At 62.9% G+C, this 25,590-nt stretch carries 22 protein-coding genes; 6 read left to right on the forward strand and 16 right to left on the reverse strand.

Going from position 1 to position 25,590, the window contains the following annotated elements; genetic code table 11:
* Positions 1-15 precede the first annotated feature (15 nt).
* The 13 genes from B552_RS0101940 to B552_RS0102000 all read right to left on the reverse strand — a co-directional run bounded on the left by B552_RS0101940 (position 16) and on the right by B552_RS0102000 (position 13,655).
* The gene (locus B552_RS0101940; protein WP_019447309.1) at positions 16-402 is read right to left on the reverse strand and encodes an RT0821/Lpp0805 family surface protein; all 387 of its coding nucleotides are present in this window, start codon (positions 400-402) and stop codon (positions 16-18) included.
* Positions 403-427: 25 nt separating this feature from the next.
* Complete coding sequence (locus B552_RS0101945) at positions 428-1,018, reverse strand: hypothetical protein (RefSeq protein ID WP_019447310.1); 591 nt, start codon at positions 1,016-1,018, stop codon at positions 428-430.
* Between the two features lie 62 nt (positions 1,019-1,080).
* On the reverse strand, positions 1,081-1,554 hold the full coding sequence (locus tag B552_RS0101950) for a glycine zipper family protein (protein ID WP_019447311.1): 474 nt from the start codon (positions 1,552-1,554) through the stop codon (positions 1,081-1,083).
* 4 nt (positions 1,555-1,558) lie between these two features.
* Entirely contained in the window at positions 1,559-3,028 is a 1,470-nt protein-coding gene (locus B552_RS0101955; protein WP_019447312.1) for an efflux transporter outer membrane subunit, read from the reverse strand.
* Complete coding sequence (locus tag B552_RS0101960; protein WP_019447313.1) at positions 3,025-6,204, reverse strand: multidrug efflux RND transporter permease subunit; 3,180 nt, start codon at positions 6,202-6,204, stop codon at positions 3,025-3,027. Before B552_RS0101960 ends, B552_RS0101955 begins: the two co-directional genes overlap by 4 nt.
* Positions 6,201-7,451, reverse strand: coding sequence for an efflux RND transporter periplasmic adaptor subunit (locus tag B552_RS0101965; RefSeq protein ID WP_019447314.1), 1,251 nt, complete (start codon positions 7,449-7,451; stop codon positions 6,201-6,203). Before B552_RS0101965 ends, B552_RS0101960 begins: the two co-directional genes overlap by 4 nt.
* A gap of 95 nt (positions 7,452-7,546) precedes the next feature.
* Positions 7,547-7,801, reverse strand: a complete 255-nt coding sequence (locus B552_RS0101970; RefSeq protein WP_019447315.1) for an RNA-binding protein — start codon at positions 7,799-7,801, stop codon at positions 7,547-7,549.
* 128 nt (positions 7,802-7,929) lie between these two features.
* Complete coding sequence (locus B552_RS0101975; RefSeq protein ID WP_026035220.1) at positions 7,930-8,304, reverse strand: response regulator; 375 nt, start codon at positions 8,302-8,304, stop codon at positions 7,930-7,932.
* 155 nt (positions 8,305-8,459) lie between these two features.
* Positions 8,460-9,083: a response regulator gene (locus tag B552_RS0101980; RefSeq protein WP_019447317.1), complete on the reverse strand. Its 624-nt coding sequence runs from the start codon at positions 9,081-9,083 to the stop codon at positions 8,460-8,462.
* Entirely contained in the window at positions 9,049-10,011 is a 963-nt protein-coding gene (locus tag B552_RS0101985) for an ATP-binding protein (protein ID WP_019447318.1), read from the reverse strand. The genes B552_RS0101980 and B552_RS0101985 overlap by 35 nt, the downstream gene beginning before the upstream one ends.
* A 12-nt stretch (positions 10,012-10,023) precedes the next feature.
* On the reverse strand, positions 10,024-10,593 hold the full coding sequence (locus B552_RS0101990) for a YSC84-related protein (RefSeq protein WP_019447319.1): 570 nt from the start codon (positions 10,591-10,593) through the stop codon (positions 10,024-10,026).
* Between the two features lie 614 nt (positions 10,594-11,207).
* Complete coding sequence (locus B552_RS0101995; RefSeq protein ID WP_237718144.1) at positions 11,208-12,104, reverse strand: DUF2950 domain-containing protein; 897 nt, start codon at positions 12,102-12,104, stop codon at positions 11,208-11,210.
* 60 nt (positions 12,105-12,164) lie between these two features.
* Positions 12,165-13,655 (reverse strand): DUF3300 domain-containing protein, encoded by a 1,491-nt coding sequence (locus tag B552_RS0102000; RefSeq protein WP_019447321.1) that lies wholly within the window; start codon positions 13,653-13,655, stop codon positions 12,165-12,167.
* 83 nt (positions 13,656-13,738) lie between these two features.
* Here B552_RS0102000 and B552_RS0102005 point away from each other — a divergent pair, with 83 nt between their 5' ends.
* From B552_RS0102005 to phaC, 3 genes are all read left to right on the forward strand, one after another.
* Positions 13,739-14,815, forward strand: coding sequence for a hypothetical protein (locus B552_RS0102005; protein WP_237718145.1), 1,077 nt, complete (start codon positions 13,739-13,741; stop codon positions 14,813-14,815).
* 402 nt (positions 14,816-15,217) lie between these two features.
* Entirely contained in the window at positions 15,218-15,658 is a 441-nt protein-coding gene (locus B552_RS0102010; protein WP_026035223.1) for a MaoC family dehydratase, read from the forward strand.
* Between the two features lie 77 nt (positions 15,659-15,735).
* Positions 15,736-17,382, forward strand: a complete 1,647-nt coding sequence (phaC, locus tag B552_RS0102015; RefSeq protein WP_237718146.1) for a class I poly(R)-hydroxyalkanoic acid synthase — start codon at positions 15,736-15,738, stop codon at positions 17,380-17,382.
* A gap of 120 nt (positions 17,383-17,502) precedes the next feature.
* Here the strand turns inward: phaC and B552_RS0102020 are convergent, their stop codons facing one another.
* Positions 17,503-18,498, reverse strand: a complete 996-nt coding sequence (locus tag B552_RS0102020; protein ID WP_019447325.1) for an NADPH:quinone reductase — start codon at positions 18,496-18,498, stop codon at positions 17,503-17,505.
* A 196-nt stretch (positions 18,499-18,694) separates the two neighbouring features.
* Positions 18,695-19,711: an AraC family transcriptional regulator gene (locus tag B552_RS0102025; protein WP_035879297.1), complete on the reverse strand. Its 1,017-nt coding sequence runs from the start codon at positions 19,709-19,711 to the stop codon at positions 18,695-18,697.
* Between the two features lie 208 nt (positions 19,712-19,919).
* Between B552_RS0102025 and B552_RS0102030 the strand changes: the two genes are divergently transcribed.
* From B552_RS0102030 to B552_RS0102045, 3 genes are all read left to right on the forward strand, one after another.
* Positions 19,920-21,212, forward strand: a complete 1,293-nt coding sequence (locus B552_RS0102030; RefSeq protein WP_019447327.1) for an MFS transporter — start codon at positions 19,920-19,922, stop codon at positions 21,210-21,212.
* A 146-nt stretch (positions 21,213-21,358) separates the two neighbouring features.
* A complete protein-coding gene (locus B552_RS0102040) occupies positions 21,359-22,231 on the forward strand; it encodes an alpha/beta hydrolase (protein WP_019447329.1) in 873 nt (290 codons plus the stop codon).
* A gap of 95 nt (positions 22,232-22,326) precedes the next feature.
* Entirely contained in the window at positions 22,327-23,520 is a 1,194-nt protein-coding gene (locus B552_RS0102045; protein ID WP_019447330.1) for a monovalent cation:proton antiporter-2 (CPA2) family protein, read from the forward strand.
* Positions 23,521-24,535: 1,015 nt separating this feature from the next.
* Here the strand turns inward: B552_RS0102045 and B552_RS27035 are convergent.
* The gene (locus B552_RS27035; RefSeq protein WP_237718147.1) at positions 24,536-25,399 is read right to left on the reverse strand and encodes a DUF2092 domain-containing protein; all 864 of its coding nucleotides are present in this window, start codon (positions 25,397-25,399) and stop codon (positions 24,536-24,538) included.
* Positions 25,400-25,590: the final 191 nt, after the last annotated feature.

Below are 25,590 nucleotides of genomic sequence, written 5' to 3' on the forward strand. Positions count from 1 at the left end.
ATTTTTAAACAGCTTCTAATCCTTCAACATCGTTTTCTTCCACTGTCCGTCGCCCTGCTGGCAGTACCAGCCTTCCCAGCGCTCGGACTTGCCCGCCTGGCGCAGTTCGCTGCGGATCTTGCGGCAGCGCTGGCCGTTCTCCGTGCGCGTGGTCAGCGGTGTGAACGTGCCTTCGGTGGCCTTGGTCCGGCCCTTGGCAGGCAGGCTGAACGGCACCGTAGCGCCGTCGTCGGACTCGGACAGGGTCTTGGTGAAGATGCCGCGCAATGCATCGGTCTGCTCCCTGCCAAGCGTTCCGACGATCGTGCTGCTCAGGTAGTAGTCGAAGTAGCCGTGGGCCGGCCACGCGATGGCGATCAGCGCGGCCGCTCCAAGACAACGCAATGCTGCAATGTGCTTCATGAGGACAATTCCTGTCGGATGGCGGCTACTTGCCGGTACCGGGGGTCACCGATACCGCAACCGCCTCCGTATAGACAGCTTCGACATGGTCTCCCTTCTTGATGTTCTTCATCTGGTCCGGGTCTTCGACCTTCACGTCGACAATATGGCCCTTCGGCCCCTTGAGCGACACGGTGTTCGTCTCCTTGTTGACCGCCACGACCTGCGCGGTGGCCCTCACCTCGCGTCCAACCATGCCGCCCGGCTTGGCGCCAGCCTCGGCGCGCTGCTCGATCGGCTTCTCCGTCAACGTCGTCTGCGCGCCGCCGCCCTTCTTCAGGCTCAGGCTCAACGCTTCGTTGTATTCCACGGTCACGACGTCACCGACACGTAATTGGTCGAAGTTGCGCGCCTCGTCGCCGATGTTCATGTCGACCACCTTGCCAGCCGTGGTCTTCAGCGTGACCTTGCGGGTCGTCTTGTCGATGGCGGTGATCGTGGCAACGACCTTCGCGGAGCCGGTGGCGGTGACCTTGCCGTCGCCGCGTGTCACGTCGGTCTTGACTTCTGGCTGCGCCCAGCCGATGGCGGGCACCGAAAGCAGAATCGCAAGTGGGATCAAGGCTTTCCTGAGCATGTTTTCTCCTCAAATAGAACGACTTGGGTTACTTGGTGGTTACTTGATGGTTGCTTGACTGGCTACTTGATCGAATATCCTCGCCCTTCCATGCAGGCGGAGTAGGCGCGGTAGTAGGTGTCTATGGCGCCCTGGGACTGCGCCTGCGCATTCGCCTGGGCATTGCGCTGGTTCTGCCGCGCGCGCGAACCGCCGACCATCGTGCCTGCGGCGGCGCCCACTGCGGCACCCTTGCCGGCGTCGCCGGCGATGGCGCCGATCACCGCGCCGCCGGCTGCGCCGCGCGCCGCACCGCCCACGCGCTCACCGCCACCAACAGCGGGGCCGCTCGGCGGCGGAGGCGCCGACGACACGGCAGCCGGGTCGATGCCGGTGTTCGATTTGGCCCACGAGTAGCAGTAGCCGTCGTCCTGCTGCTGCTGGGTGGCGCTTTGACCCTTGGCGGGATACGCGATCGGCTTGGACTGCGCCATTGCACCGACGGCAATGCCGAGGGCTGCCAGCAAGACGGTCGGCCTGATGATCGACTTTGACATTGCATTACTCCTTGTCACGGGATTCCGGTTTGGCCAGGTTTGCCTGCGGCGCCTGTGTCGCGTCGGTGCCATCCGGGTTCACGGGCCAGCCGCCACCGAGCGCCTTGTAGAGTTGCACGAGCTGGTTGAACTCGTCGCCGATCAGGGTCGACTGGTCCAGCTGGGCCGAGAACAACGCACGCTCGGAATCCAGCACTTCAAGATAGCTCGTATAGCCGCCTTCGTATCGATCCCGGGCCAGCGATGCATAGCGCGACAGGGCATTCACCTGGTCATTCTTGGCGTTGAGCTGGTCCCGCGTGCGCTGCACGCTGACCAGCGCATCTGCCACCTCGCGGAAGGCCGTCTGAATGGACTGCTGGTACGCCTGCAGTGCCTGCGTCTGGATCGCTTCAGCCTGCTTGACGTCGCCGGCGATGGCGCCGCCGGTAAAGATCGGCATGCTGATCAGTCCGGCAAAGGACCATGTGCGTGCGGCCCCCGTCCACAATCCCGAGAGCGAGGTGCTGGCGGCGCCGAACAGGCCCGTCAAGGTGATCGTCGGGAAGTATTCGGCACGCGCTGCACCGATACGCGCATTGGCCGCCACGAGGTTCTGCTCGGCCTGCAGCAGATCGGGGCGCTGCTCAAGCAATGTCGATGGCAGGCCCACCGGCACGCCCGGCACGGTCAACTCGTCAATCGGCTTGCCTCGCGGGATATCGCGCGGGTTTTCGCCGATCAGGCCGGACAGCAGGTCTTCCTGCAGGGCCACCTGTTGGCGGAACGACTCGACCTGGGTCAGCGCCGACGAATATTCCGAACGCGCCTGCGCGTATTCGGTTTCGGAAACCACGCCGCCCTCGAATCGCTCCTTGAACAGTTCCATGGCACCGCGGCGGCTTTCCAGCGTGTCTTTCGAGATACGCAGCCGGTTGTCGAGATCGCGCAGCGTGATATAGCCGCTGGCCGTCGCGGCAATCACGCTGATTTCCGTGGCTCGCCGCGCCTGTTCACTGGCCTGCCAGTCGGCCTTGGCGCCTTCGGTCAGCCTGCGGACACGGCCAAAGAGGTCGATCTCCCACGACGCGAAGACATCGGCACGCACCGAGTTGAACGGGTTGCTGAGCGGGAACGCGGTACCGCTCTTGGTGCTCAGGCGCTGACGGCCGCCGCCAGCCTCCACGCCCACCTGCGGAAACAGCCCGGACCGGGTGGTCATCAGCCGGCCGTAGTATTCCTCGACCCGCGCCGCGGCAATCAGCAGGTCCTTGTTGTTTGCGCGCGCCGTGGCGATCAGCCCGTCGAGGACCGGGTCGTTCATCTGCGACCACCAGTACGCCGCCTGCGCCTGCGGAACGTCGATCGGCTCTTCCGAGAACCTGTACGCCTGAGGCACGTCCACCGTCGGGCGCACGTAGTCCGGCCCTACCGCGCAGCCGCTGGCGACCAGCGCGGTGGCCAGAACCAGGCGGGACGCCCGGCCGGGTTTCATGACGAGCCTCCTGGCGAAGCCTCGGTATCGGCGGCGGAACCCTCTCCGCCGGCCGGCTTTTCACCCTTCTTCTTCCTGTTCTCGCTGCGCTGCTCAAGGCCCCAGAAGAACATCGGGATAAAGAAGATGGCAATCACGGTGGCGCCGAGCATCCCGCCAATCACGCCAGTGCCGAGCGACTGCCGGCTGGCGGCGGATGCCCCGCTGGCAATGGCCAGCGGGATACAACCAAGGATGAACGCCAGCGACGTCATGATGATCGGGCGCAGCCGCATCTTGGCCGCCTTGACCGCTGCGTCATAGGGGTTCAGGTTCTCCTTGTGCTGCATTTCGACGGCGAACTCGAAGATCAGGATGGCGTTCTTGGCCGCCAGCGCAATCAGCACGGTCAACCCGATCTGGAAGTAGACGTCGTTCTCCATGCCCCGCACCAGAATGCCCACCAGCGCGCCGAACAGTGCGAACGGCACGGCCAGCAGCACGCCCAATGGCAGCGACCATTTTTCATACTGGGCCGCCAGGATCAGGAACACCATCAGCAGTGCGAACGCAAACACCATCGCGGCGGTGGAGCCAGCCTTCTTCTCCTCATAGGCCTGCCCGCTCCAGGCAAAGCTGTAGCCTTCGCCAAGGACTTCGTGCGCCACGTCCTCCATTGCCGCGATGGCCTGCCCCGAGCTGTAGCCCGGTGCCGCATCGCCGGTGATCTTGGCAGCGGGGAAGTTGTTGAAGCGCGTGACCAGATCCGCGCCGGCCACGTAGCGCGAATTCGTCACGGCCTTGATCGGCACCATGTCGCCCTTCGTGTTGCGCACGTAGACGTTGTCCAGGTCCTCCGGCCGCGAGCGGTACTTCGGCTCGGCCTGCAGGATCACCTGGAACAGCCGGCTATTCTTCGGGAACTGGCTCACGTACAGCGAGCCGAACATCGTCTGCAGCGCGGAATAGACCGAATCCACCGGCACGCCCTGCGTCTCGGCGCGCTCGCGGTCCAGGTCCACCAGCAACTGCCGGGACCGCGTGTTGATCGTGGTGGTCACGCCGCGCAGTTCGGGCCGCTGCCGCGCCTTGGCGATAAACGCCCTGACCCGCTCCTCAAGCTGTGGATACGTGGCATCGCCGGTACTCTGCAGCCAGAACTCGAAGCCGCCGGTCGTACCCAGGCCCGGAATGGACGGCGGGTTGACGGGCACCACAACCCCTTCGCGATAGGTCGAAAACTCCTTGTTGGCCCTGCTGATCAGATCCGCCGCGCTTTCGCCCTTGCCCCGTTCGTGGAAGCTCTTCAGCGTCACGAACAGCGTGCCCGCGTTGGACTTGTTCTGCGAGTCGATCAGGCTGTAGCCGTCCGGTACGGCCACCGACTTGACCTCGGGCTGCTTCGCGAACCAGTCCGCGGCACGCGTGGACAGCTCACCAGTCCGGTCCAGGCTGGCCGCATCGGGCAGGATCACGGCGCCCAGCAGGTAACCCTGGTCTTCCACCGGCAGGAACGATGACGGGATGCGAATGAACATCAGCACGGCGGCAACGATCATCACAACGACGAGTGCCAGCGAGACCACCGTGCGCCGTATCACATGCTGGATCGACGTGCCATAGCCTTCCACCAGGCGGTCGAACGAGCGGTTGAACCACTGGAAGAAGCGGTTCTTCTTGTGGCTGTCCGGCTTGAGCAGGATGGCGGCCAGCGCGGGAGACAGCGTCAGCGCCACTATGCCGGACAACAGCACCGATACGGCCAGCGTAACCGCAAACTGCTTGTAGAGCTGGCCGGTGATGCCGGACAGGAATGCCACCGGGATAAACACGGCCAGCAGCACCAGCACGATGGCGATGACCGGCCCGCCGACCTCATCCATGGCGGCCTTGGCTGCCTCCTTGGGCGCCATCTTGAACTCCACCATGTTCCGCTCGACGTTCTCGATCACGACAATGGCATCGTCCACCACGATACCAATGGCCAGCACCATCCCGAATAACGTCAGCATGTTGACCGAGAAGCCGAACGCCGCCATCGCCGTGAACGTGCCGATGATCGACACCGGCACCGCCAGGATCGGCACCAGCGTGGCGCGGAAGCTCTGCAGGAAGATGTACACCACCAGGATCACCAGGATCACGGCGTCGCGCAGCGTATGTATCACCTCGTTGATCGATTCCTGCACGAACTCGGTGGTATCCAGCGCAATGTCGTACTCCATGCCCGGCGGGAAGGTCTTCTTCACCTCGGCCAGCGTCTTGCGCACCTGCTCGGCCACGGCCAGCGCATTGGCGCCCGGCTGCTGATAAACCGCCAGCAGCGTGGCGGTCTTGCCCTTGTAGCGGCTGCGCAGCGAATAGTCCTTAGACCCCAGTTCGGCCCGGCCGATGTCCTTGAGCCGCACCAGCGCGGCATCGCCGGAGGCCGCGCGCAGGATGATGTTCTCGAACTCGGATGGCTCGGTCATCCGTCCCTTGGTGGTGATCGGGAAGGTCAGATTGACGGGCCCATCAGTAGGCGACTGTCCTATTCGGCCAGCGGAGAACTGTTCGTTCTGGTTGGCCACCGCATTCTTCACATCTTCCACGGTGATGCCCAACTGCGCCATGCGGTCCGGCTTCAGCCAGATGCGCATTGCGTAGTCCGGCGTGCCGAAGATCGACGCCTGGTTGGCGCCCGGAATCCGCTTGAGCGCATCGAGGATGTAGATGTTCGTGAAATTGTCGACGAACGTCTGCGGGTAGCTGTTGTCCGGTGAATAGACGGCAATCACCATCATGAACGCGGACGACCGCTTCTGAACGCTCACGCCTTGCTTGGTCACCGCGTCCGGCAACGTTGGCAGCGCCAGGTTCACGCGGTTCTGCACGTCCACCTGGGCCAGCGACGGGTCCGTGCCGATCTCGAAGTAGACCGTCAGCGTCATGTTGCCCGTGGACGAACTCGTCGAGGTCATGTACAGCATGTTGTCCGCGCCGTTGACCTGCTGCTCGATCGGCGCCGCCACGTTCTGCGCCACCACGTCCGAGCTGGCACCCGGGTACGTCGTGGTGACGGTGATGGTTGGTGGCGTGATGTCCGGGAACTGGGCAATCGGCAGGTTGACCATGGCAACCAGACCGCCTACGACGATGATGATCGAAAGGACCGACGCAAAAATGGGCCGGTCGATGAAGAAGTGCGAGAGCTTCATGATGCCGCCCCCGGAGCAGCGGCCGAAGCCGGGGCCGGGGCCGAAGCCGGGGCCGCTGGCAGCGGCGCCGCGCCGGGCGGCCGCTGCGTCGATGGCGGACGCGGTGCGGCGGCCACAGGCTTGACCGGCGCGCCGGGCGCCAGGCGCACCGTGCCGTCGACAATCACCGTGTCACCCTCGCGCAGGCCCGACCGAATGATCCAGTTGCCCTGGGCCCACTCGCCAACGTCGACGACGCGCGGCTCCGCCTTGTTTTCCTTGCTGACCGTCCATACCGACTGGCCGCGCTGGCCCTGCACCACGGATTCCTGCGGCACCGTGACCGCGCGTGTACGCTCTGCGCCCAGCACGCGCACGCGCACGAACTGGCCCGGACGCAGCGTACCTTCGGGGTTGGGCAGTTCCGCCCGGATCAGATAGGTGCCGGTTTCGGAATTGAACGAGGCATCGGCAAACGTGATGTGCCCGCGCTTGCCGTAGGTCGTTCCATCGGCCAGCACGATTTCCACACCCATTTCGCCACGCGGCGGCAATTTCAGCTCACCGGAAGCCTGCTGGGACTGGGACTGCAGGACTTCGTTCTCGGACAGGCTGAAGTTGACCCAGATCGGGTCGAGCTTGGCGACGTAGGTCAGCAGGCTGTTGCTGGCATCGATATACGAGCCAACCTGCTTCTTGGCATAGCTGGAAAGCCCGTCGACGGGCGACGAGATCGTTGTGTAGTCCAGGTTCAGCTTGGCGTTGATGACGTTGGCCCTGGCCTGGTCCACCGCGGCGGCGGCGGCATGTTCGTTGCCGACGGAATCGTCCAGGTCCTTCTGGCTCAGGGCGTTCTTGGCCGCCAGCGGGCGCACGCGCGCAAGGTTCTGGCGGGCGGTGGTCAGCCGCGCCTGCTGCTGCGCAAGTTCGGCCTGGGCGGCGTCCAGCGCGGCCTTGAACGGCTTCTGGTCCATGCGGAACAGCACCTGGCCAGCCTTGACCCTCGATCCCTCGGTATAGATGCGCTGTTCCAGGAAGCCATTGACGCGCGCGCGGATTTCAACCTGCTGCGAACTCTCTGTCTGCCCGACGAACTCGAACGTGATCGGGACATCGTGCGGCGCGACCTTGATGACGCCGACTTCCATCACGGGCGGCGCGGCCGGGCCCTTGGCTTCCTGCTTTCCGCATCCCGCAACTGCAAGCGCAAGTGCGGTGAGGAACACGAATGCATACTGCCTGCCTTTGGACTCCAGACCGCTCGCCATCGTTTGCTCCTCCGCTCGCTCCGGTCTGCCCGCGCCTGATAGACGCGCCACCGGAGCTTCCCGTCATTGGCACCATCGACTACAGGCCAGCGTCATCAGGTGAAGCGCTCCCTCAATACCAGTGCATTGATCTTGTGACCGTTCCAGAACACGCCATGAATGCGCTGCACGTACTGCCGCAGTGCGGCGGCATCGACGGACAGGAATGTCAGCGTGGCGGCCGGCCGCGTGCCGTCCCCCTCCTGGAATTCGATCTCGTCAAAGGGCGGCACACCGTACCGGCCCAGGAATTCCTTCACCTGTTCTTCGGTGGTATCGGGATGAAGGTTGGAGAGCATCAGAAGCGCCATGGTCGGTCCTCTTCACGGAGCCGCAGCCGTACGTGCTGCGCACATTGCAGATCCGTCCTGCTAAGAGTGTGTCTCTTTGTGTCTGAATGGCAATTGGACCAAGGACCAAATTCCGTCGGATCAGACACTCAGGACGACATTACGCCGCGGACCAACTCGATAAGCTGGGCGGTATTGAAAGGCTTGCGCAGGTAGCCGATGGCGCCGGACTTGAGGGCCTTGTCGCGGGCCTCGGGCACGTCGTGGGCGGTGATGAAGATGATCGGCACGGACATGCCGGTCAGGCGCTGCTGAACTTCCAGGCCGTCGATGTCCGGCATGCAGACGTCGAGGATGGCGCAGCTCGGGCGATACGCTGGCTGCGACGAAACCCGATCCAGGAACGTCGTGCCGCTGGTGAAGGTGTCTACCGTGATGCCCGCAGCACGCAGCAGACGCGATATCGCGCGTGCAACGGACTCGTCATCGTCGACAACCACTGCAAATTGTCCTGAAGACCCCATATCCGCGCCAAGTGATCGTAGACCAAGGGAGGAACCACCTTCCCCAAGGCTATGTAACACTGGCGCCCTACGATATTGGACGATGGTCCATCGCGTCGTCAGACAGCATCGGACATCAGTCCGCTTCAGGCAACTTCAGGCAACTTCAGGCCGCCTCAGGCGCGCGCGACCAGCCCCATACCCATCTTGTCGGCGATGCGCACCAGCGCCGGCAACGAATCCACCTCGAGCTTCTGCATCACGTGGGCGCGGTGCACCTTGATGGTTTTCTCCACCGTTCCCAGTTCGCTGGCCACCTGCTTGTTGCGCAGGCCGGACACGATCCACGCCAGCACTTCCCGCTCTCTCGGGGTGAGACGCTCCACCTTCTGCCTGAGCACCTTGAGCTCCGCCCTGCGCACGAACTGGTCCATCGCGCATTCACACGCGCGTTCGACCGCTGCCAGCAGCGTCATGTCCTGGACCGGCTTTTCAAGGAAGTCGATGGCCCCGGCCTGCATGGCCTGTACCGCCTTGCCCACGTCGGCATGGCCGGTCAGGATCACCACCGGCACCCGCCGGCTCATGGCCTGCTGCAGCGCGATGCCGTCCATGTCAGGCATTTGCAGGTCGATCACCGCGCAGATCGGCACACTGTCAAGATCCACGCCGTCCAGAAAGTGCCTGGCCGATTCGAAGCACGCGGTGTGATACCTGTGGGCGCCGAGCATGCGCGCCAGCGCACGCCGCACGCTGTCGTCATCGTCAACGATACAAACCGTTGGCTGCGTTGCGTTCATCGCTGCTGCCTCCATGTTGGCGCGGGTAGTTTCGCGGTATCAGCGGCAATATCGATCCGCGCAGATGCTGCGCCGAGGCTTCCGTGCGCAGGGTGAGTTCGAAGGTCATGCCCAGGTCGCTGTTGCGGCTTGCCTTGAGCCGGCCGCCGTTACGCTCCACAAGCGCCCGGCTGAACGATAGCCCAAGCCCCATGCCTTTCGGCTTCGACGAATAGAACGGCTGGAAGATGCGTTCGAGCTGGCCCGGATCGACCCCGCAGCCGTTGTCGCGCACAAGCACTTCAATCGTCCCGTCGCGCTCCTGCGCAAGAATCGAGACCTTGCGTTCGCCGCCCGCGCGGACCGACTCCACGGCATCAAGCGCATTGATCAGCAGATTCAGCAGCACGAGCTGGATCTCCATCGGATCGCCAATCGCGCGCGGCAGCGGGCCTTCCACTTCCCGCGAGACAGCAACGCCACGCGCCCGCGCATTGGCGCCGACCAGTTCCAGCGCCTGTTCTACGACCTCGTCGACGTTGAACTGAACCGACGTGGGGGCTTCGCCAAGAATCAACGCCCGCACCCGCCTGACTATCTCGCTGGCACGCGATGCATCGCTGACGATGTCGTCGAGGATCTCGCGCACTTCGGCCATGTCGCACGGCCCCGACGTCAGATACTCCCTGACGGCCTGGGCATTGCTGGTGATCGCGGTGAGCGGCTGGTTCAGTTCATGCGCGAGAGACCCCGCCAGTTCGTTCATGCCGGGGGCCTGGCACAGATGCGCGACCTCCCTGGGGCTGCCATCGGCGGCGCGCGTGGCCTCTTCAGGCTGCGCACCGCCAACCGGCCTGGCCGATCGCCTGCGCCCGAAAACGGGGACCATCGTGGCGGCGAACGCCACCCCCGTCGAGACGCCTACCACCAGGAAGGACAGCAACCGCATCGCGTGCACGCCTCAGATGTCGAGCTTGCTGATCTTCGTGCCCTCAAGGGAGAGATTGCCCATGAGGCCCGCGTTGGTCAGAACAAAGCCGATGATCGGCGCTTTTGCCGTGTTGGTATCCAGCTGGCCATTCGCGCCGAGGGTGGCAACGGCGATGGAGCCGTCCACACCGGCGGTCCAGCCCTTGCTTTGCTGGAAGTTCTTCAACGCGTCATCGGTCATGAACATCATGATCAGCGCCTTGGACTGCGCGCCAGCGATAAAGCCGAAGGAAGCCGTGGTCGTGCGGTAGTAGCCCACCGACGATCCGGCCGCACGCAATGCCCCCTCGCCATACTCGGCGCCAACGATAAATCCGGCCGCAAGGATCTTCGGGAAGACAAGGATGCCCTTGGCATCGCGCGACAGCGCCTGCGCCGAACTGGAGGTCGAATAGAGCTTGCTCAGCGTGCCATCCACGCCGGCATCGATCTCGCGTCGCTTGGCGGCCGGGTCCGACCCGGACCCACTATTTGTGGTGCAGGCGGCAATCGCCGGTATCAGTGCGATCGAAGGCAGCTGAATGAACAGGCGTCGATTCATGGTGGTCTCCCAGTGGTGGAAAGCGGGCTCGTTTTTTGTTGAGCCAGTGGATTAGCGAACCTTCCCCCGCCCGGAAACACGGGCAAGAAGACGATTCTGAGTCGGGGTATGGCTATGGATATGGCGCGCCTTGATTGCCAGGGCGGCGAGAACAGACAGGACAGCAGGCAGGACTACGGATGACATGACACCCCTCCTGGTTGCTTGGGATGTCCCGGGACCGGAAGATCAATGCCGCGCCGCTCCATGACACGCGAAGTCTGCGCGAGCACAAGTCCTCGCGCGGCAATCCAGCTCGATGCGACGTCCCTGAACGCTTACCCCAACCGACTGCTAAAAATCGGACTCTCAATCGATATCCAACCCGGCTCCAGCCGGTCTCGATCGCGCGGATGCTGTCCAGATGAGCACACTATTCCGCTTTCACTGGTTTCGACCCTTGTGTGGTATCAAGTTAGTCCGGGCCCTTGTGGAATGCAATCGTTACTTCGCAATTCAAAAAAAAATAAGCTCGCGGCATCACGAGCTTTTTATGACTAGTCAGATTTCTTGACGACAACCAAAGCGCAGGTCACGGTACTTCCGGTGGGCCGGCTGGCCCACCTTCCATGAGCTTATGGCTCGGGCGTATCGGCGGAAACCTTGTTCCAGCCGGTCACCGGATCGAATGACTGGATGGACTCGGCACGTGCGTTGGTGTCCTTGCCCAGGTCCCGTTCAAAGACCTGTCCCTGGTGATTGACGATAAAGCTTTTGATTCCTGTTTCGCCGTACTTCACGGGCCACGCCAGCACGCCGAATCCGCCGAACAACTGCCCGTTGACCAGATAGGTGTACTTGCCGCCCGATGCCGCCGAACCCTGGGATGTCAGCAACTTGTACCGATAGCCGTTGAACCCGTCAGTCTTGAGGTTTTTCCCGCCGACCGCGTCGATGAACCCCGGACCCAGCGGACTCTCGGGCTCGCCAGGCTTCGTCGGCCAGTACAGCCCGTCCTGCTTGCCCGGCGAGCTGATCAGATGCGAGGCATAGACCAGCATCCCGTTGCGGCCGTGATCTTCCAACACGTATTCGCGCTGTGCGTCATAGATGGCGAGCATGGACTGGATCGTCGACAGTTCGTTGCGGCCAATCCGGAGCAGGCGTATTTCCGCCAGCCCGGCCTGCGTGTCGAACTGCCAGCGGCCGTTGCGCTTGACCAGCGGGACCGGCAGCGTCCAGCCATCCTTGCCCACGGCGATGCGGGCCATGTTGTCGTTCTGGCCGACGATCGAATGTGACTTGCTCCAGGCGGACAGGAACTTGTAGCGGCTATCTGCGCCCAGAGGGGGCACCAGCCGTCGTGCCGATTGCCCGAGCATGGCGTCCACGGCGGCCTCGTTGCTGGTGGCCACCGCGTCGCCGAACGCGTTCATCGCGGCTTCGGGGGTGTCGAATGACTTCTGCGCATGCGCAGCCGACACCAGGCCGAGTGTCAGCATGAGTGGCACGACAGCGGCTGAGATGCTCATTCGCAAGATACGGGTCAAAACGCGCATGAATGTCCCCTTCTGGATACGTTGAAGTCGCGCTCAACGCCTTCCGCCGCCACCACCACGGCCGCCGCCACCACCTCCGCGTCCGCCGCCGCCGCCACCGCTGAAGCCTCCGCCACCCCCGCCGCGTCCTCCCCCTCCACTGAATCCACCGCCACCGCCACCGCCACGCTGGCCACCGCCGCTGAACCCGGCCTGGCTGGAGCTGGCACGGCCACGGTCAAGATCGCGCTGTGCATTATTACCGCTGCCCACGCCCTGGAACGCGTTGTCACGCCCGCCACCGCCGTAGCTGCCGCCGCGATTGCTGGCGCCGGCGCTGCGATCCGCCACGCTTGCGCCGCCGCGATCTGCCGCGCCGCCACGGTTGGCGCCAGCGGCGCCACCGCGGTCACTTGTGCTGGCGCGATTGGCGCCGCCCCGGTCGGCACCGGCACCACCCCGGTCACCCGCGGCGCCGCCCCGGTCTCCCGCACGATCACCGGCGCGGTCGCCTCCCCTGTCTGCCACGCGATCACCCTGGCGATTGCCTGCACGGTCGCCGGCGCGATCGCCCGCCCCCTCGCGGCCACGGAAATCATTGCGGCGATCGGCGCCACCCACGTTGTTGCCATACTTCTGGCGCGACGCGTTGTCGCGGTATGCAACGCCCTTGCGGTGGCTGGAGTCATGCTGCCATTTGTTGCCGCCCTGAACCTTGGTCCGGTCGAAGTTGCGGTCGATGTTCGCCGCCTTGTTGACGTTGATATTGACGTCCCCGCCGCCCCAGTTGCAGCCCGAGAAGATCGCGCCGGCGGCGGCCAGGCCAACGCCCCATGCAAAGCCGGTCATCAGCGCACCGCCGGGGTAGTAGGCCGGAGACGGCGGCCAGTAGTACGGCGGATAGGACGGGTAGCCCCACGCGCCGTAGACGGTCGTCGGGTTGTACGCCGGTACGTAAATCACCTGGGGATTGGCCGGTTCGATCCGCACAATGGTCTGGGACGCGCCGCCCGCCGGTGCGGGGACGCCCTGCTCCGGCGGCGGGGCCTGCTCGACGATCACCTGCTGCTGTTCATTCGATTTCAGGTTGCCGTTCTGCTGGGCTTTCGCACGCAGCCGCTGCACGGCCGCCAGGACGTCCTTTTCCTGTGCCAGGAAAGCGTCGCCGAGCTTCTGGGTCCAGTCGAGCTTGTCGCTCATCGGCTCCAGCACCTGTGGAAACGCCACCAGCGACTTCACGCTGACGTCCCACGGCTGGCTCTCGACGGCCTTGATCGCGTCATCCCCCTTGACATTGGGGTTGGCCTTGACCCATCGCGCGGCCTGCACGACTTCCAGCGGATAGGTCGAAGCCATCAGCGCCTGGGCAAGCACGGAATCCGGATAGAGCGCGATCGGTGCTACCAGCGCCTCTATCTCCTCCGGCTTGAAGGTCGGCGCCTGGCTGGCAGTATCCTGCGCCCATGCGCTGCCGAAGCTTGCTAGGAAGCAAGCAATGATCCATGCTCCGATCCAACGGAGTCGTCGAGCGCTGCAAAGCGTCATGGCCCCCTCCTAACGCGGCGTCGGCGTTGTGCCGCACCGATGCCATCATGGTGATCTTATAGATGCCGCTTGCGCTACCCGCAATGGAACCTTGGTCCAATACGCGTCACAACGCAGGAGAGGTACGCTTTGGAAACCGACATTGGCCGCCGGAAATCCTGGCCGAGCGCATGGACTGCGTCACGACGCCGAAACTTCGCCTCCCGTCATTTCTATGGCGCCTGACTCTGCTTTGTCTTGCAGGGGGGGCGCTGCCAGCGGCGCACGCCCAGACCCCGCCGAACTTCCAGATCTTCGGCCCCAGCGTGCAGCGGCAGGCCAACGCTGTCCTGGCCCTGATGAGCTATTCGGTGGTGCCCGATCTTGCATCGAGTTCGCTGTCGATCAAGAACGCCCAGACCGAAAATCCTGGCCTCGTCATGTCCCAGCTCGGCGGCGGCTTCACGATGAGCAAGACATTCCCGCTGTACATGGAAGGCTCGATTGCCTATAGCCGCTATGACCCGACCTTCGTGGAGTCGAGCGGCACCGAATCGCGCGTCCTGCCTACGCGCTGGAATACCTTCGCGGGAACGGTCGGCATCGGCTGGGACTTCCCGCTGACCAGTGACAAGGAACTGGTGATCCGGCCGATCCTCAATGGCTCGCTGGGCAATGTATCTAGCGATCTCAGGCTTGCGCAGGGCTTCGTGGCGCGGAAGACAGACCGGGACACGAATTTTCTCGATGGCGGCTCGCTGAATGCCTACGGGCTGGGCGGCGCGCTGATGCTCGACTGGGAGCACTACCGCCCCGAGCATGACATCGACCTGGAACTGCGCTACACGGCCATCCATCTGGAGAGCTTTGGCGGCTCGTCGCCGGCCGTCCAGGGATCTGTGACATCACAGACGGCGAACCTGTATGCGCGCTGGCGTGCGCCCACGGGCTATATCGCGATGGATCGGCCGCTACGCTACGTGCTGGAACTGTCGCATTCTCACTACTTCGGCGCCCAGGCCGGCGTACTTGGCTTCAACTACCTGACAACACTCGGGTTGGGCCTGGAACTCGACACCAGTGCACATGAGATTTTTGTGACACGTGTGCGGACCGTGGTGCGCTATGTCTTTGGCAACAATGTCTCAGGGGTCTCGCTGGGCATAGCGGCAAGCTTCTAGCCGAAGGCGCCTTCCCTGCCATGGGTTGCGCCACAGCCATCTCCATCGATGCGGAGAGGTCGCATGGCGCGAAATGTCAAAACATTGGCCGTTCATGCAAAGTCGCGGAATGGGCGGACACCTATGCTGGTGGCAACAAGATCAATTCGCCCAACCGTGAACGTCCCCGAACGCCCCTGAACGCCCCCAACGCCCCCGTCAGAACTCTCGTCCGCCAATTCCCAGGCAGCTTGCAGCACGTTCCGTGCGCAGCAGCCGGATCGCACCGATCCGGCCCCGGGTCAGCGCAAGCGTCAGCAATCCCAGCGAAATCTGCGCTCTGTTCCGACAACGCGACCTCGGCGTAAGGGCCTCGGCTGGACCGGCGGCTCGAACCATTTTCATTATCACCAAGGAGACACCGTGAACCCATTGAATGGCTATGACTATGAAGACTTGCAGCTCGGCATGAGCGAAAGCTTCGTCAAGACAATCACTGAAACCGACATCGAGCTGTTTGCCACCGCATCCGGTGACAACAACGCCGTTCATCTCGATGAGGAGTTTGCGAAGACGACGCCATTTGGCGGGCGCGTGGCCCACGGCATGCTGACCGCCAGCGTCATCTCGGCCGCGATTGCCAGCCGCCTGCCCGGCCCGGGCTCGATCTACCTGGGCCAGAACCTGCGCTTCAAGGCGCCGGTAAGGCCTGGTGAAACGGTGCAGGTCACCGTCACGGTCACGGATCTCCACCCGGAGAAGCAGCGTGTGGCACTGAGCACGGTCTGTACGGTCCAGGACAGGGTCGTCATTGAAGGTGATGCGTTGATCCTGCCGACGTCGGCAAAACGGCGCAAGCAATAACAACCAATAACGACCAATAACACGCCTCATTCGCTACGAAGACCGCTACGAAGATCACCATGCCTGTGCTGACACCGATGTCCAATCCTTTACTCAACGGCTTTACCCCTTCGCTGACAACGCTCGCCGAGCTGCTCACGACCCCTCGATACCTGCCCCATGGTATCGACGTGCCGCGCATGATGCAGTCCAGCTTCCGCCATCTGGAAGGTCAAATGGCCATGCTGGCGGCGATGTTTGGCCAGCCTGAGGCCGAAACCCGGCGCGATCGACGGTTCGCAGTCAAGGACTGGGATGAAAACCCGTGGTACCGGCTGCTCAAGCAAAGCTATCTGCTCAATGCGCGGACCCTTTCCGAGCTGGCTGAATCGATTCACCTGCCTGACGACGACAAGAACAAGCTGGAATTCTTCCTGAGCCAGTTTGTCGATGCCCTGAGCCCTTCCAACTTCCTGGCAACGAATCCGGAAGCGCTCCGCCTGGCTGTGGAAACCAAAGGCGAAAGCCTGTTGAGTGGCTTCTCGAACTATGTCGAGGACGTACGGCAGCGCCGTATTGCCATCACCGATGAGTCGGCGTTCGAGGTGGGCCGCGACGTTGCCACGTCCGAAGGCGCCGTGGTCTTCGAATCCGAGGTGATGCAGCTGATCCAGTACAAGCCGTTGACGGCCAAGGTCATGTCGCGCCCGCTGCTGATCGTGCCGCCCTGCATCAACAAGTTCTATATCCTCGATCTCCAGCCGGACAACTCGTTTGTGCGCTTTGCCTGCGAGCAGGGCTATACCGTGTTCGTCACGTCGTGGCGCAATCCGCAGGAGGACATGCGCAATACCACCTGGGACGATTACGTCGAGGGTGTGCTCGATGGCATTGAGGTCAGCCGCGCCATTAGCGGCGCCAGCCAGGTCAATGCGCTGGGCTGGTGTGTCGGCGGCACGCTGCTGACCTCGGCGATGGCCGTGCTGCAGGCACGCGGTGAAGACACGGTGGCCAGCATGACGCTGCTGACGACCATGCTCGACTTCACCGACCCGGGCGACCTTGGGCACCTCCTCGATGAAGCAACCGTGATGGCGCGCGAACAGACCATCGGCAACGGCGGCATCTACCCAGGCAAGGAACTGGCCTTCGTCTTCCAGACGCTGCGACCCAACGACCTGATCTGGCCGTACGTGGTCTCCAACTACCTGAAGGGCAAAGCGCCCGCGGCATTCGACTTGCTCTACTGGAATGCCGACGCCACCAACCTGCCCGGCCCCATGTATACGTGGTATCTGCGCAATATGTACCTGGAGAACAGGTTGTGCAAAGGCGAGCTGTCCATGTGCGGGCAGTCCATCGATCTCGGTGAGATCAAGGTGCCAAGCTACATCCTGGCGACGAAGGAAGACCATATCGTCCCCTGGCAGTCGGCCTACCGGAGCACGCAGCTGCTAGGCGGCGAGAGTGAGTTCGTGCTGGGCGAGAGTGGCCACATCGCCGGCGTCATCAACCCGGCTTCGAAGCAGAAGCGCGGCTACTGGAGCGCCGGGGCACAGGGTGACCAAGCCGAGGATTGGCTGACTTCCGCGCAGTCCACGCCTGGAAGCTGGTGGACGCATTGGAGCGCCTGGCTCAAGCAGCACGGCGGCAAGCAGAAAGCGGCCCCGGCCAAGCTCGGCAACAGCAAGTTCCAGCCGATCGAAGCTGCACCGGGCCGTTACGTGAAGGTCAGGGTCGAGTAAGCAGATGTGGGGACGTTAGGAGGACGACGGGCCGCCATCGTCCCCGCTGCGGGAGCCGTGGCGGCGCGATTTTCCGTCAACAAGTACGGTCATCGCGTTGCCACGCTCCGTCCCGATTATTTATTCCGAATCGCACCGAACCACGACGGTGCCCAGCTTGGTCCCTGCCTCCACAGCCAGGTGAGCCTTCGCCGTGTCTCTCAAGTCGAACACGCTGTCGACCGCGTGAATGGCATCCGGCACATCGCGCATCCAGCGCGACAATCCTTCCTGAGCTACCCGCCGCACTTCGTAGGACAGCCCCGGCAAAAATAGTCCCTGCATGCCGAGGTTCTTGCGAATCAGCGTGACCAGGGGAAGCTCCATCGCGAGGCTGGCGCCAACGGCATACGTGACCCACAGCGCGTTATCGGCCACCACCTGCAGGCAAAGCTTTTGATTGTCGGCCGCGTTCACATCGACAATGTGATCGACGCCTCGTCCCTGGGTGGCATCGAGAATCTGCTGCGCGGCATCCGGTTTGGTGTAGTCGATCACGGTATCGGCGCCGCCGGCCGCGGCATGGGCTGCCTTGACGCTGGAACTGGTCGTCGCAATGACGTTCGCGCCACCCCACTTGGCAAGCTGCACGGCATAGTGCCCCACGGCCCCCGCACCGCCGGTAACGAGGATGTTCTTGCCTTTGATGGACCCGCGCTGAAACAGGCCCGTGTAGGCGGTCATCGCGGGAATGCCCAGGCATGCGCCCTGTGCGAAGTCGACATGCTCCGGCAACGGCGATGTCAGTTCCTGGGGCAGGCAGATGTATTCCGCCGCAGTGCCAAACGCGCGCCCGCGCTGCCCGAAATGCAGCCAGATGCGCGAACCGAGCAACTGGCGGTCGACACCTTCGCCAACCTTATCGATCACACCTGCGCCGTCGCTATTCGGGATAATGCGCGGAAACTCCATCCCACCGTGCATGCGTCCCGCCCGCCGGTTTGCATCGGCAGGATTGACCCCCGACGCATGCAGCCGCACGCGTACCTCGCCGGGCGCTGGCTCGGGAGTGGGCAATTCGCCACACTCCAGAACTTCCTCCGCCCGCCCCTGCTTCTCATACCAGACCGCCTTCATGTTGCCCTTGTCCCCATTGCCACCATTGCGTATTCGGGGCCGCCATCAGCGCCGATTTCACATCGGAAGTATCTGCCGGCCGCCACTTTCACGCTTACGTGGGCAAGACTTTGGCTTACCAATCTGCGACATGCGGTATGCATAAAATCACATTCATCGCGACAAGACTTCGATCAACGGTCTATCGCAAGGAGCATCACGACAAATCAAGGGTGCGCTTGTGAGATGTCCTCACACGGGTACGCGCCGCAACGCCAAACTGAATCCGATGCCATTGCGCGAATGTGCTTGGCCCGGAAAACCCTAGCAACGTCGACACTTCGGCAAGCGGTCGTGCACCGTCTTTCAGATAACGTGAAAGAAGGTCACGCCGCATGCCTTCCACCAATGCACTGAAAGTCGTCCCTTCTTCGGCCAGGCGCCTCGCCACAGTGCGGCGATCGACGCCCAAATGCTGGGCAACCATCTCCACTCGGCAGTGCCCGCGTGGCAGCAGCAGCACGATTAGTTGGCGCACCCGGTCGGTAACGCGGGCCTCCCTGTTGGGGAGTTGCTCCAGCAGCTTGTGCGTGTAGCGTGCCATCACCGGGTCGGCCCCAGGATTCGGCGCATCAAGATCGGCAGCGTTGCATACGATGCCATTGAACTCCTGGCCGAACTCCACCACGGGACCGAATACGCGCCGATGCACCGCGGTGCTGGCAGGCACGTGGTGCATGAAACACACCCTCTGCGGGCGCCAACTGACACCCAGGAAAACGCTGAGCACGCGGTATGTGGTCCCCAGCGCCATCTCAATGGCCTGTCGCACCGATTGGCCATCTATGGCCGCAATCTCCACGCGAATCGTAACCAGGTTGCCTTCCTGCTCAACGCTTACCGCGACCGACTCGCCGTGCATATGGATATGACGGACGATGGCGTCCAGCGCGTGTCGCAGCGTGGGCTCGTCCCGCACCCGTAACCCCAGTGGACCCAAGGTCGACAGCCGGCGCGATTCCGCCATGCGCAGCCCGAATGCTGGTTCAGCGCCCCGCGCCGCGGCGAGCTCCAACAGGTGCTCAACCGCCTGGACCGGAATCAGGAGATCCGGTTCATCGAGGCAACGGCGCGGCAGATTCACCTCGGCAACCAGCGCACGCGCATCCAGATCGCATGCAGCCGCGATCTGTGCGAAGTGAGTGAGGCTTGCGCTGCGCACTAGTCCAGACATGGTTTTATCGTTTTCCCTTATTGCCTCCAAATATAAACTTGAAGTCCCGAAATACAAAGTAGTTTCTGTCGGGCGAATCCATAATCGACTGCAAGATAAAACCGCTGTTCAGCTTGGCCGGCTTCGAAACGACCTCACGCTGCGGCTCGCAAGCCTTGGTGGCGCCTGCCCCAAAGCCCCTTAGGCATCACGCCCCCTGGAGGAGACAATGATCCGTTGGAAGAACTACCCGCGCAGCGTACTGGCCGTACTGCTGGCGATTCACATGCTCGCGCACATCGATCGCAACATGCTGCTCGGTTTCTCACCTCAGATCACCAAGGACCTTGCCCTGAGCAATGCACAGTATGGCTTGCTGGTCGGTGCGGTATGGGTGCTGAGCTATGGCGTGATGGCCGTATTCATGGGTACGCTGGCCGACCGCACCAGCCGTACGCGGGTGATGGCCGTGGGAATGCTGATCTGGAGCGTATGTACGGCGGCGTCAGGTGCAGCACAGAACTTCGAGCAGATGGTGGCCGCGCGCTTTCTGGTTGCCACCGGTGAAGCTGCGCTGGTGCCGGCCGCCGTGTCGTTGCTGACCGAGTTGTTCGGCGCCGAGCGGCGCAGTACTGCGGTGGGTGTGTTCTTCATGGGCATCCCGCTGGGTGTCGGCTTCAGCTTCCTGTTGGCCGGCACACTCGGGGCGACGCAAGGCTGGCGCGGCACGTTCTATCTGTTGGGCCTCATTGGCGTGGTCATTGCAGCGTGTCTCTTGCTGTTCAAGGACCGTCGCGATGCCCACGAAGCATCACCGTGCGGCGCACCATTCGTGCAGCAGGTGCGCAGCACACTGGACGCTATACGCATCACACCCGCTGTCTTGTGGACCATCATCGGTTTCGCTGTGGTGAACGTGGCGTTCGCGGGGCTCTCGTTCGTGCAACTGTGGCTCGTGCGCGAGCGCGGCTTCGATGCTGCTGCCATTGCGCGCCAGATCGGGCTCCTGCAGATCGTGTTTGGCGTACTCGGCGCCGCCGTGGGTGGCGTGCTCGGTGACCGTGTGGGTAATCGCATGCGCGGCGGGCATGCCAACGTTATCGTGGCAATGATCCTGCTGTGCAGCCCGCTGATGGTTGCCTACCGCTTTGCGCAGCCTGGCTCGACCCTCTTCTACATCGGCATGTGCGCCAGCTTCTTCCTGCCGCTGGCACTGTATGGCCCGGCCCTTGCCGTCATGCACGCGTCGACCGCGCCACAGATGCGCTCGACCGTCACCGGCATCGCCATGCTGCTGGTCAACATCTTTGCAATCGCGGTTGGTAGTGCTGCAGTTGGCGCGATCAGTGACCGCTTGAACGCTGCTGGATCTTCGCACGCGCTGACCACCGCGCTTCTGGGCACCGATCTTCTAGTCATCGTGTCGGCCGGTGTCTTCCTGTTGGTTGCCGCGAAGGTGCGTGCCACTAATCCTTCCCCGGCTGGCGAGCACATCGCGCCGCAATGGCAGCGATCGCAATGACGCTGGCCTGCCCACTTCTCATTCAATGGAGACATCAATGAAAGTCGAACGACTGAGCTACGCGGCGATGGATTACCCGCCATGCCAAACGCAAGATGAACGCGCCACGATCGTCGGCGACAAGCCGCTCTGAAAGGACATCCGACATGACAAACGTAACGCATCACTACGCCGATCTGGGCGACGTGCGCTTGCACTATGTCGCCGCCGGCAGCGGGCCAACCGTCGTGTTGCTGCACGGATGGCCGCAAACCTGGTACATGTGGCGGGACGTCATTCATGGGCTCGCGAGTCGTTACCGGGTCATCGCCCCGGACCTGCGGGGGCTTGGCGATTCGTCCCGCCCGCTTGGTGGGTACGACACCAAGACGGTCAGTCAGGATATCTGGCGCCTTGTACACGACGTGCTCGGCGAGGACCGCTTTTTCGTCGTAGGCCATGACTGGGGTGGGCCGGTGGCGTTTGCGCTGGCGGCACAGCACCGCAAGGCCATTCTCGGGCTGGCTGCCTTCGACGTACCTGTACCGGGCGATGGCGCGCCCCTGGCGGCTATGGCTCGCTGGCACTTCGGGTTTCATGGAGAACCCGATTTCCCTGAGGCGCTGGTCGCGGGTCGTGAAGAACTCTATCTGAGCTTTTTCTATCGCAAGGCGGGTGCCCGTCCGGATGCCATTTCGGAAGAGGCCCGGCGCGAGTACTTGCGCACCTACTCGCAGCCGGGCGCCATGCGCGCCGGATTCAACTACTACCGCGCCCTTCCGCAGGATATTGCAGACAACCAGCAGTTCATTGCCGAAGGCAAGCTGGAGATGCCAGTGCTTGTCTATGGCGGTGGTGCACCGGGTATCGGCCGCGGCATGGCGGCGATGGAATCCTGGCAGCGCGTGGCCGCCAACGTTCGTGGCGGTGTCGCAGAAGGCTGCGGACACTGGATTCCGGAAGAGCTGCCGGATTGGACGGTCGAGCGCCTACTTGAATTTTTCGCCGACAATAGCGCAAGGTGCCCCCATCGGCCTTAACTGGTTGGCCGGGACGTTGGGAGCCCCCCGGCTTTGCATGAAAAGCGCTTCTACTCCTAGAATGGTTCGCGTACCTGCCGACAGGAAGCAGATGAATGATCGTCAACCTGTTGCTTGACTCAGTGATATTTCTCGCGGCAGCACTGATCACGGTGCCGCTGTCGGTACGACTCGGCTTCGGCTCTGTCCTTGGTTACCTGATAGCCGGTGTGATCATCGGTCCTGGAGTATTGGGGCTCGTCGTCGCTGTCGACCCGGTATTCCATATATCCGAGCTGGGCATCATGCTGATGATGTTTGTCATCGGCATCGAGATGGATGTCCAGAAGCTGTGGGACATGCGGCGGTCAATTTTCGGCTACGGTGGCATCCAGGTCACGCTGTGCGGGGTGCTGCTGGCCGCGATCTTCACTGCTTTCGGCGTGCAATGGCGCGTTGGCGTTGCAGCCGCACTAGCGCTCTCGCTTTCGTCAACCGCGATGGTAATTTCGATTCTCGAGCAGAGCCGGCAGATCGATACGCCACTCGGGAGGACGAGTTTCGGAATTCTGCTGTTCCAGGATATTGCGGCAATCCCAATGATTGCCTTGTTGCCACTGCTCTCCCCAATGCCGGCTGCGGAGATGATGTCCCCCGGTTGGGAACTGGCGCTTAAGGCACTGGCCATGCTTGCCGCGATTCTTTTCGCCGGACGTTTCTTCCTGGGTTTTATCATTCCTGTCATCAAACGCAGCGGCACACGCGACATGTTCACTGTGTTCGCGCTGCTCTGGGTGATTGGCATCGCCTTGCTCATGCACAGCGTTCACCTGTCCATGTCACTCGGCGCGTTTGTAGCCGGTGTGCTCCTGGCAGGTTCCGAAGGCCGTCACGAGATCGAATCCGACATGGCGCCCTTCAAGGGGATACTGCTCGGGCTGTTCTTCATGGCCGTGGGCATGTCGATCGATTTCGGTGTGCTGGTACACAAGCCGGCGCTGATTGCCGCACTGGTTGTTGCGCTAGTCGGCGCCAAATCGGCCGCACTGTGGTTCCTGGCCAGCCGGTTCCAGGTACCGCGCGAGCAGCACACCTACTTCGCGATTCTGCTTTCCCAGGGCGGAGAATTTGCTTTCGTTGTGATGGCGGCGGCCCAGAGCGCGCGCTTGCTGAATGACGAGCAATTGTCGGTCGTGACAGCGGCGGTCGCTCTATCGATGGCCGCCACCCCGCTTCTGCTCGTCACCCAGCGAATGCTGGCAGCTACGCGCCCGAGCGAGAAGCGTAGTGTGCCCGACAACCGGGTATGAGCCACTTGCCGGCGCGGCGGAGGCTGCCACCTCACAAACCAATCCGATGTCGCTTGCCTGTCTCCGGCTTGGCTCGCAGGGACCGCGACCGGCATTGCGAAGAGGCCGGGAACGGCTGGACTCCGAACATTGGCCGTGTCTAAGACGTGGATCCTGACTCTGCGATTTGCCGCCACCTCTCGCGATGGATGGCGGCTACGCGCCTGCGGTAAGAAGCCAGATTATCGGCCCGGTGGTGGCTGGGTTGGCACGTAGACGACGCCACCACTGCCGTAGCCCGCCGTATACCACGTTGAACCGCAGTTGTAGTAGGAGGCGCCGCTCACCACCACTGGGGCAACGTTGCAGGGCGGTGCGGCTGGCGGCGGAGGCGGTGCCGGCATAGGCGCCGCGGTACTGACCGGAACCGGAGTTGCCGCAGCACTCACCATGGCCGCTGTCGTACCAACAACTAACGCGCCCGCGACAAAGCCGGCAGCCGCATCGTCGTCCCAGTCGGAATTGCAATCTGAGCAGGCGCTTTGCCGGTTTGCTTGGTTCTGGCTGGAGGTGGCCTGTCGGTTGGCCTGGTTCTGGCTGGAGGTCGCTTGGCGCTGAGCCTGGCTTTCACTCTTGCTCTGCTGCCGCTGCGCCTGGTTGGCGCCAGAAGTCTGTTGCGCCTGGCTCACGGAGGACTGCCGCTGCGCCTGGTTGGCGCCAGAAGTCTGTTGCGCCTGGCTCACAGAGGACTGCCGTTGCGCCTGATTTTCGCCGGCCGCCTGCTTACGCTGGCCTGTCGCACCCTCGCCGCCGCCTGTTCGCTGTGCCGCTGCTCCGCCTCCTTGCCCCGAAGAAAAGGATCCGCTAGCCGCCGCGCCTCCGCGCGAGAAGCCACCCTCACCACCCTCGCCACCACTGCGGCTGCCCCGATCGCCGCCACGGCCGCCACGCCCCTGCGCGCCAGCCTCAAGCACGCCCCCCATGAGGAATAGGCTTGCGAGCGCCACGGCGGCAACGCCACGCCATGGAAGTGTTTTCATTTCTTGCCTCCTTTGGCTGGCGACACCTTGCGCGCCCCGGGTTGCACAGTGGGAATTTCCGCGGCAAATGCAATCCTTGTCGCGCCGTCCGGCACCCGCGCCGAGAATGTGTCATCGGCAAGCTTCGGTGCGAAGTTCCAGTCCGATAACTGTGCCCAGAACTGAGGCTGGCCCGGCTCATTCTTGTAGGTCAGGACAACTCGAACGGGAACTGGCTGGTTGCCGTCAGCCACCCAGACCTGAAAATCCACCGTGTCGCCGCGCGCGGCAAGGTGATAGGACGGGATACCCTGAATATTGGTCTTCTCCACATAATCGATCGCCCGTACGCGCTCATTGAATTCAGCGGGCAGTCGGCTTAACAGGAGCATGGCCAAGGGAAACCGCACATGAAGATCCCGGACCAAATGAACAACGGTGTCGTCCAGACCGCCGGGTTGCGCGCCAGTCGCAAAGACGTTATCGGCAAAATCGATCAGCCGAATCTCCTTGCCCGTGAGTACAGTAAGAGTCTTACTGCCGTCGCTACGCTCGCTTTCAACCCGCAACCGGTCCGGTCTGCTCGCAATGATCTTGCGAATCTCTCCGAATTCGATCTTCTGACCGGATGCCTGGACGGTATCGTAGCCGCATCGCATCGTGACGCTGAACGCCTGCGCGCTGCCGAGAAATTCGGCCATCCGCATCAAGATAGTACGAGCCTGCTCCTGCTCCCGCGACTCGCTCTTCTGCACTGCGGCAGGCGCCTTCTCTGCCGGCACAGGCGGTTGTGAATATGCCCGCTGGCTGATCGCCCAAAGGAAGGGCGACATGAGAACAACCTGCACAACGCGACGCAGGATCCGATAGTGTGCTTTCATGAACACCCCCTTGTTCACATACGACTCTTTTTCTTGAAGCGTCTTCCTGCCGGGCAGTAGCGGGCGCCCTGAGCAAGCTGGCTTGTGGGCAATATAGTTCACAGCCTAGGCTACACATGCATGTAAAACAAACAATCGCGGCCGGCGACGTACAGCATGGCCTGCCCTTTGCAAACAAGTACACCTCGATC

Source organism: Cupriavidus sp. BIS7 (assembly GCF_000292345.1).
Taxonomy (GTDB): domain Bacteria; phylum Pseudomonadota; class Gammaproteobacteria; order Burkholderiales; family Burkholderiaceae; genus Cupriavidus.

Bases quoted from the DNA above. Each gene is read 5' to 3' on its own strand.
- B552_RS0101940 (WP_019447309.1), bottom strand. From the start codon at position 402: ATGAAGCACATTGCAGCATTGCGTTGTCTTGGAGCGGCCGCGCTGATC.
- B552_RS0101945 (WP_019447310.1), bottom strand. From the start codon at position 1,018: ATGCTCAGGAAAGCCTTGATCCCACTTGCGATTCTGCTTTCGGTGCCC.
- B552_RS0101950 (WP_019447311.1), bottom strand. From the start codon at position 1,554: ATGTCAAAGTCGATCATCAGGCCGACCGTCTTGCTGGCAGCCCTCGGC.
- B552_RS0101955 (WP_019447312.1), bottom strand. From the start codon at position 3,028: ATGAAACCCGGCCGGGCGTCCCGCCTGGTTCTGGCCACCGCGCTGGTC.
- B552_RS0101960 (WP_019447313.1), bottom strand. From the start codon at position 6,204: ATGAAGCTCTCGCACTTCTTCATCGACCGGCCCATTTTTGCGTCGGTC.
- B552_RS0101965 (WP_019447314.1), bottom strand. From the start codon at position 7,451: ATGGCGAGCGGTCTGGAGTCCAAAGGCAGGCAGTATGCATTCGTGTTC.
- B552_RS0101970 (WP_019447315.1), bottom strand. From the start codon at position 7,801: ATGGCGCTTCTGATGCTCTCCAACCTTCATCCCGATACCACCGAAGAA.
- B552_RS0101975 (WP_026035220.1), bottom strand. From the start codon at position 8,304: ATGGGGTCTTCAGGACAATTTGCAGTGGTTGTCGACGATGACGAGTCC.
- B552_RS0101980 (WP_019447317.1), bottom strand. From the start codon at position 9,083: ATGAACGCAACGCAGCCAACGGTTTGTATCGTTGACGATGACGACAGC.
- B552_RS0101985 (WP_019447318.1), bottom strand. From the start codon at position 10,011: ATGCGGTTGCTGTCCTTCCTGGTGGTAGGCGTCTCGACGGGGGTGGCG.
- B552_RS0101990 (WP_019447319.1), bottom strand. From the start codon at position 10,593: ATGAATCGACGCCTGTTCATTCAGCTGCCTTCGATCGCACTGATACCG.
- B552_RS0101995 (WP_237718144.1), bottom strand. From the start codon at position 12,104: ATGAGCATCTCAGCCGCTGTCGTGCCACTCATGCTGACACTCGGCCTG.
- B552_RS0102000 (WP_019447321.1), bottom strand. From the start codon at position 13,655: ATGACGCTTTGCAGCGCTCGACGACTCCGTTGGATCGGAGCATGGATC.
- B552_RS0102005 (WP_237718145.1), top strand. From the start codon at position 13,739: ATGGAACCTTGGTCCAATACGCGTCACAACGCAGGAGAGGTACGCTTT.
- phaC (WP_237718146.1), top strand. From the start codon at position 15,736: ATGTCCAATCCTTTACTCAACGGCTTTACCCCTTCGCTGACAACGCTC.
- B552_RS0102020 (WP_019447325.1), bottom strand. From the start codon at position 18,498: ATGAAGGCGGTCTGGTATGAGAAGCAGGGGCGGGCGGAGGAAGTTCTG.
- B552_RS0102025 (WP_035879297.1), bottom strand. From the start codon at position 19,711: ATGTCTGGACTAGTGCGCAGCGCAAGCCTCACTCACTTCGCACAGATC.
- B552_RS0102030 (WP_019447327.1), top strand. From the start codon at position 19,920: ATGATCCGTTGGAAGAACTACCCGCGCAGCGTACTGGCCGTACTGCTG.
- B552_RS0102040 (WP_019447329.1), top strand. From the start codon at position 21,359: ATGACAAACGTAACGCATCACTACGCCGATCTGGGCGACGTGCGCTTG.
- B552_RS0102045 (WP_019447330.1), top strand. From the start codon at position 22,327: ATGATCGTCAACCTGTTGCTTGACTCAGTGATATTTCTCGCGGCAGCA.
- B552_RS27035 (WP_237718147.1), bottom strand. From the start codon at position 25,399: ATGAAAGCACACTATCGGATCCTGCGTCGCGTTGTGCAGGTTGTTCTC.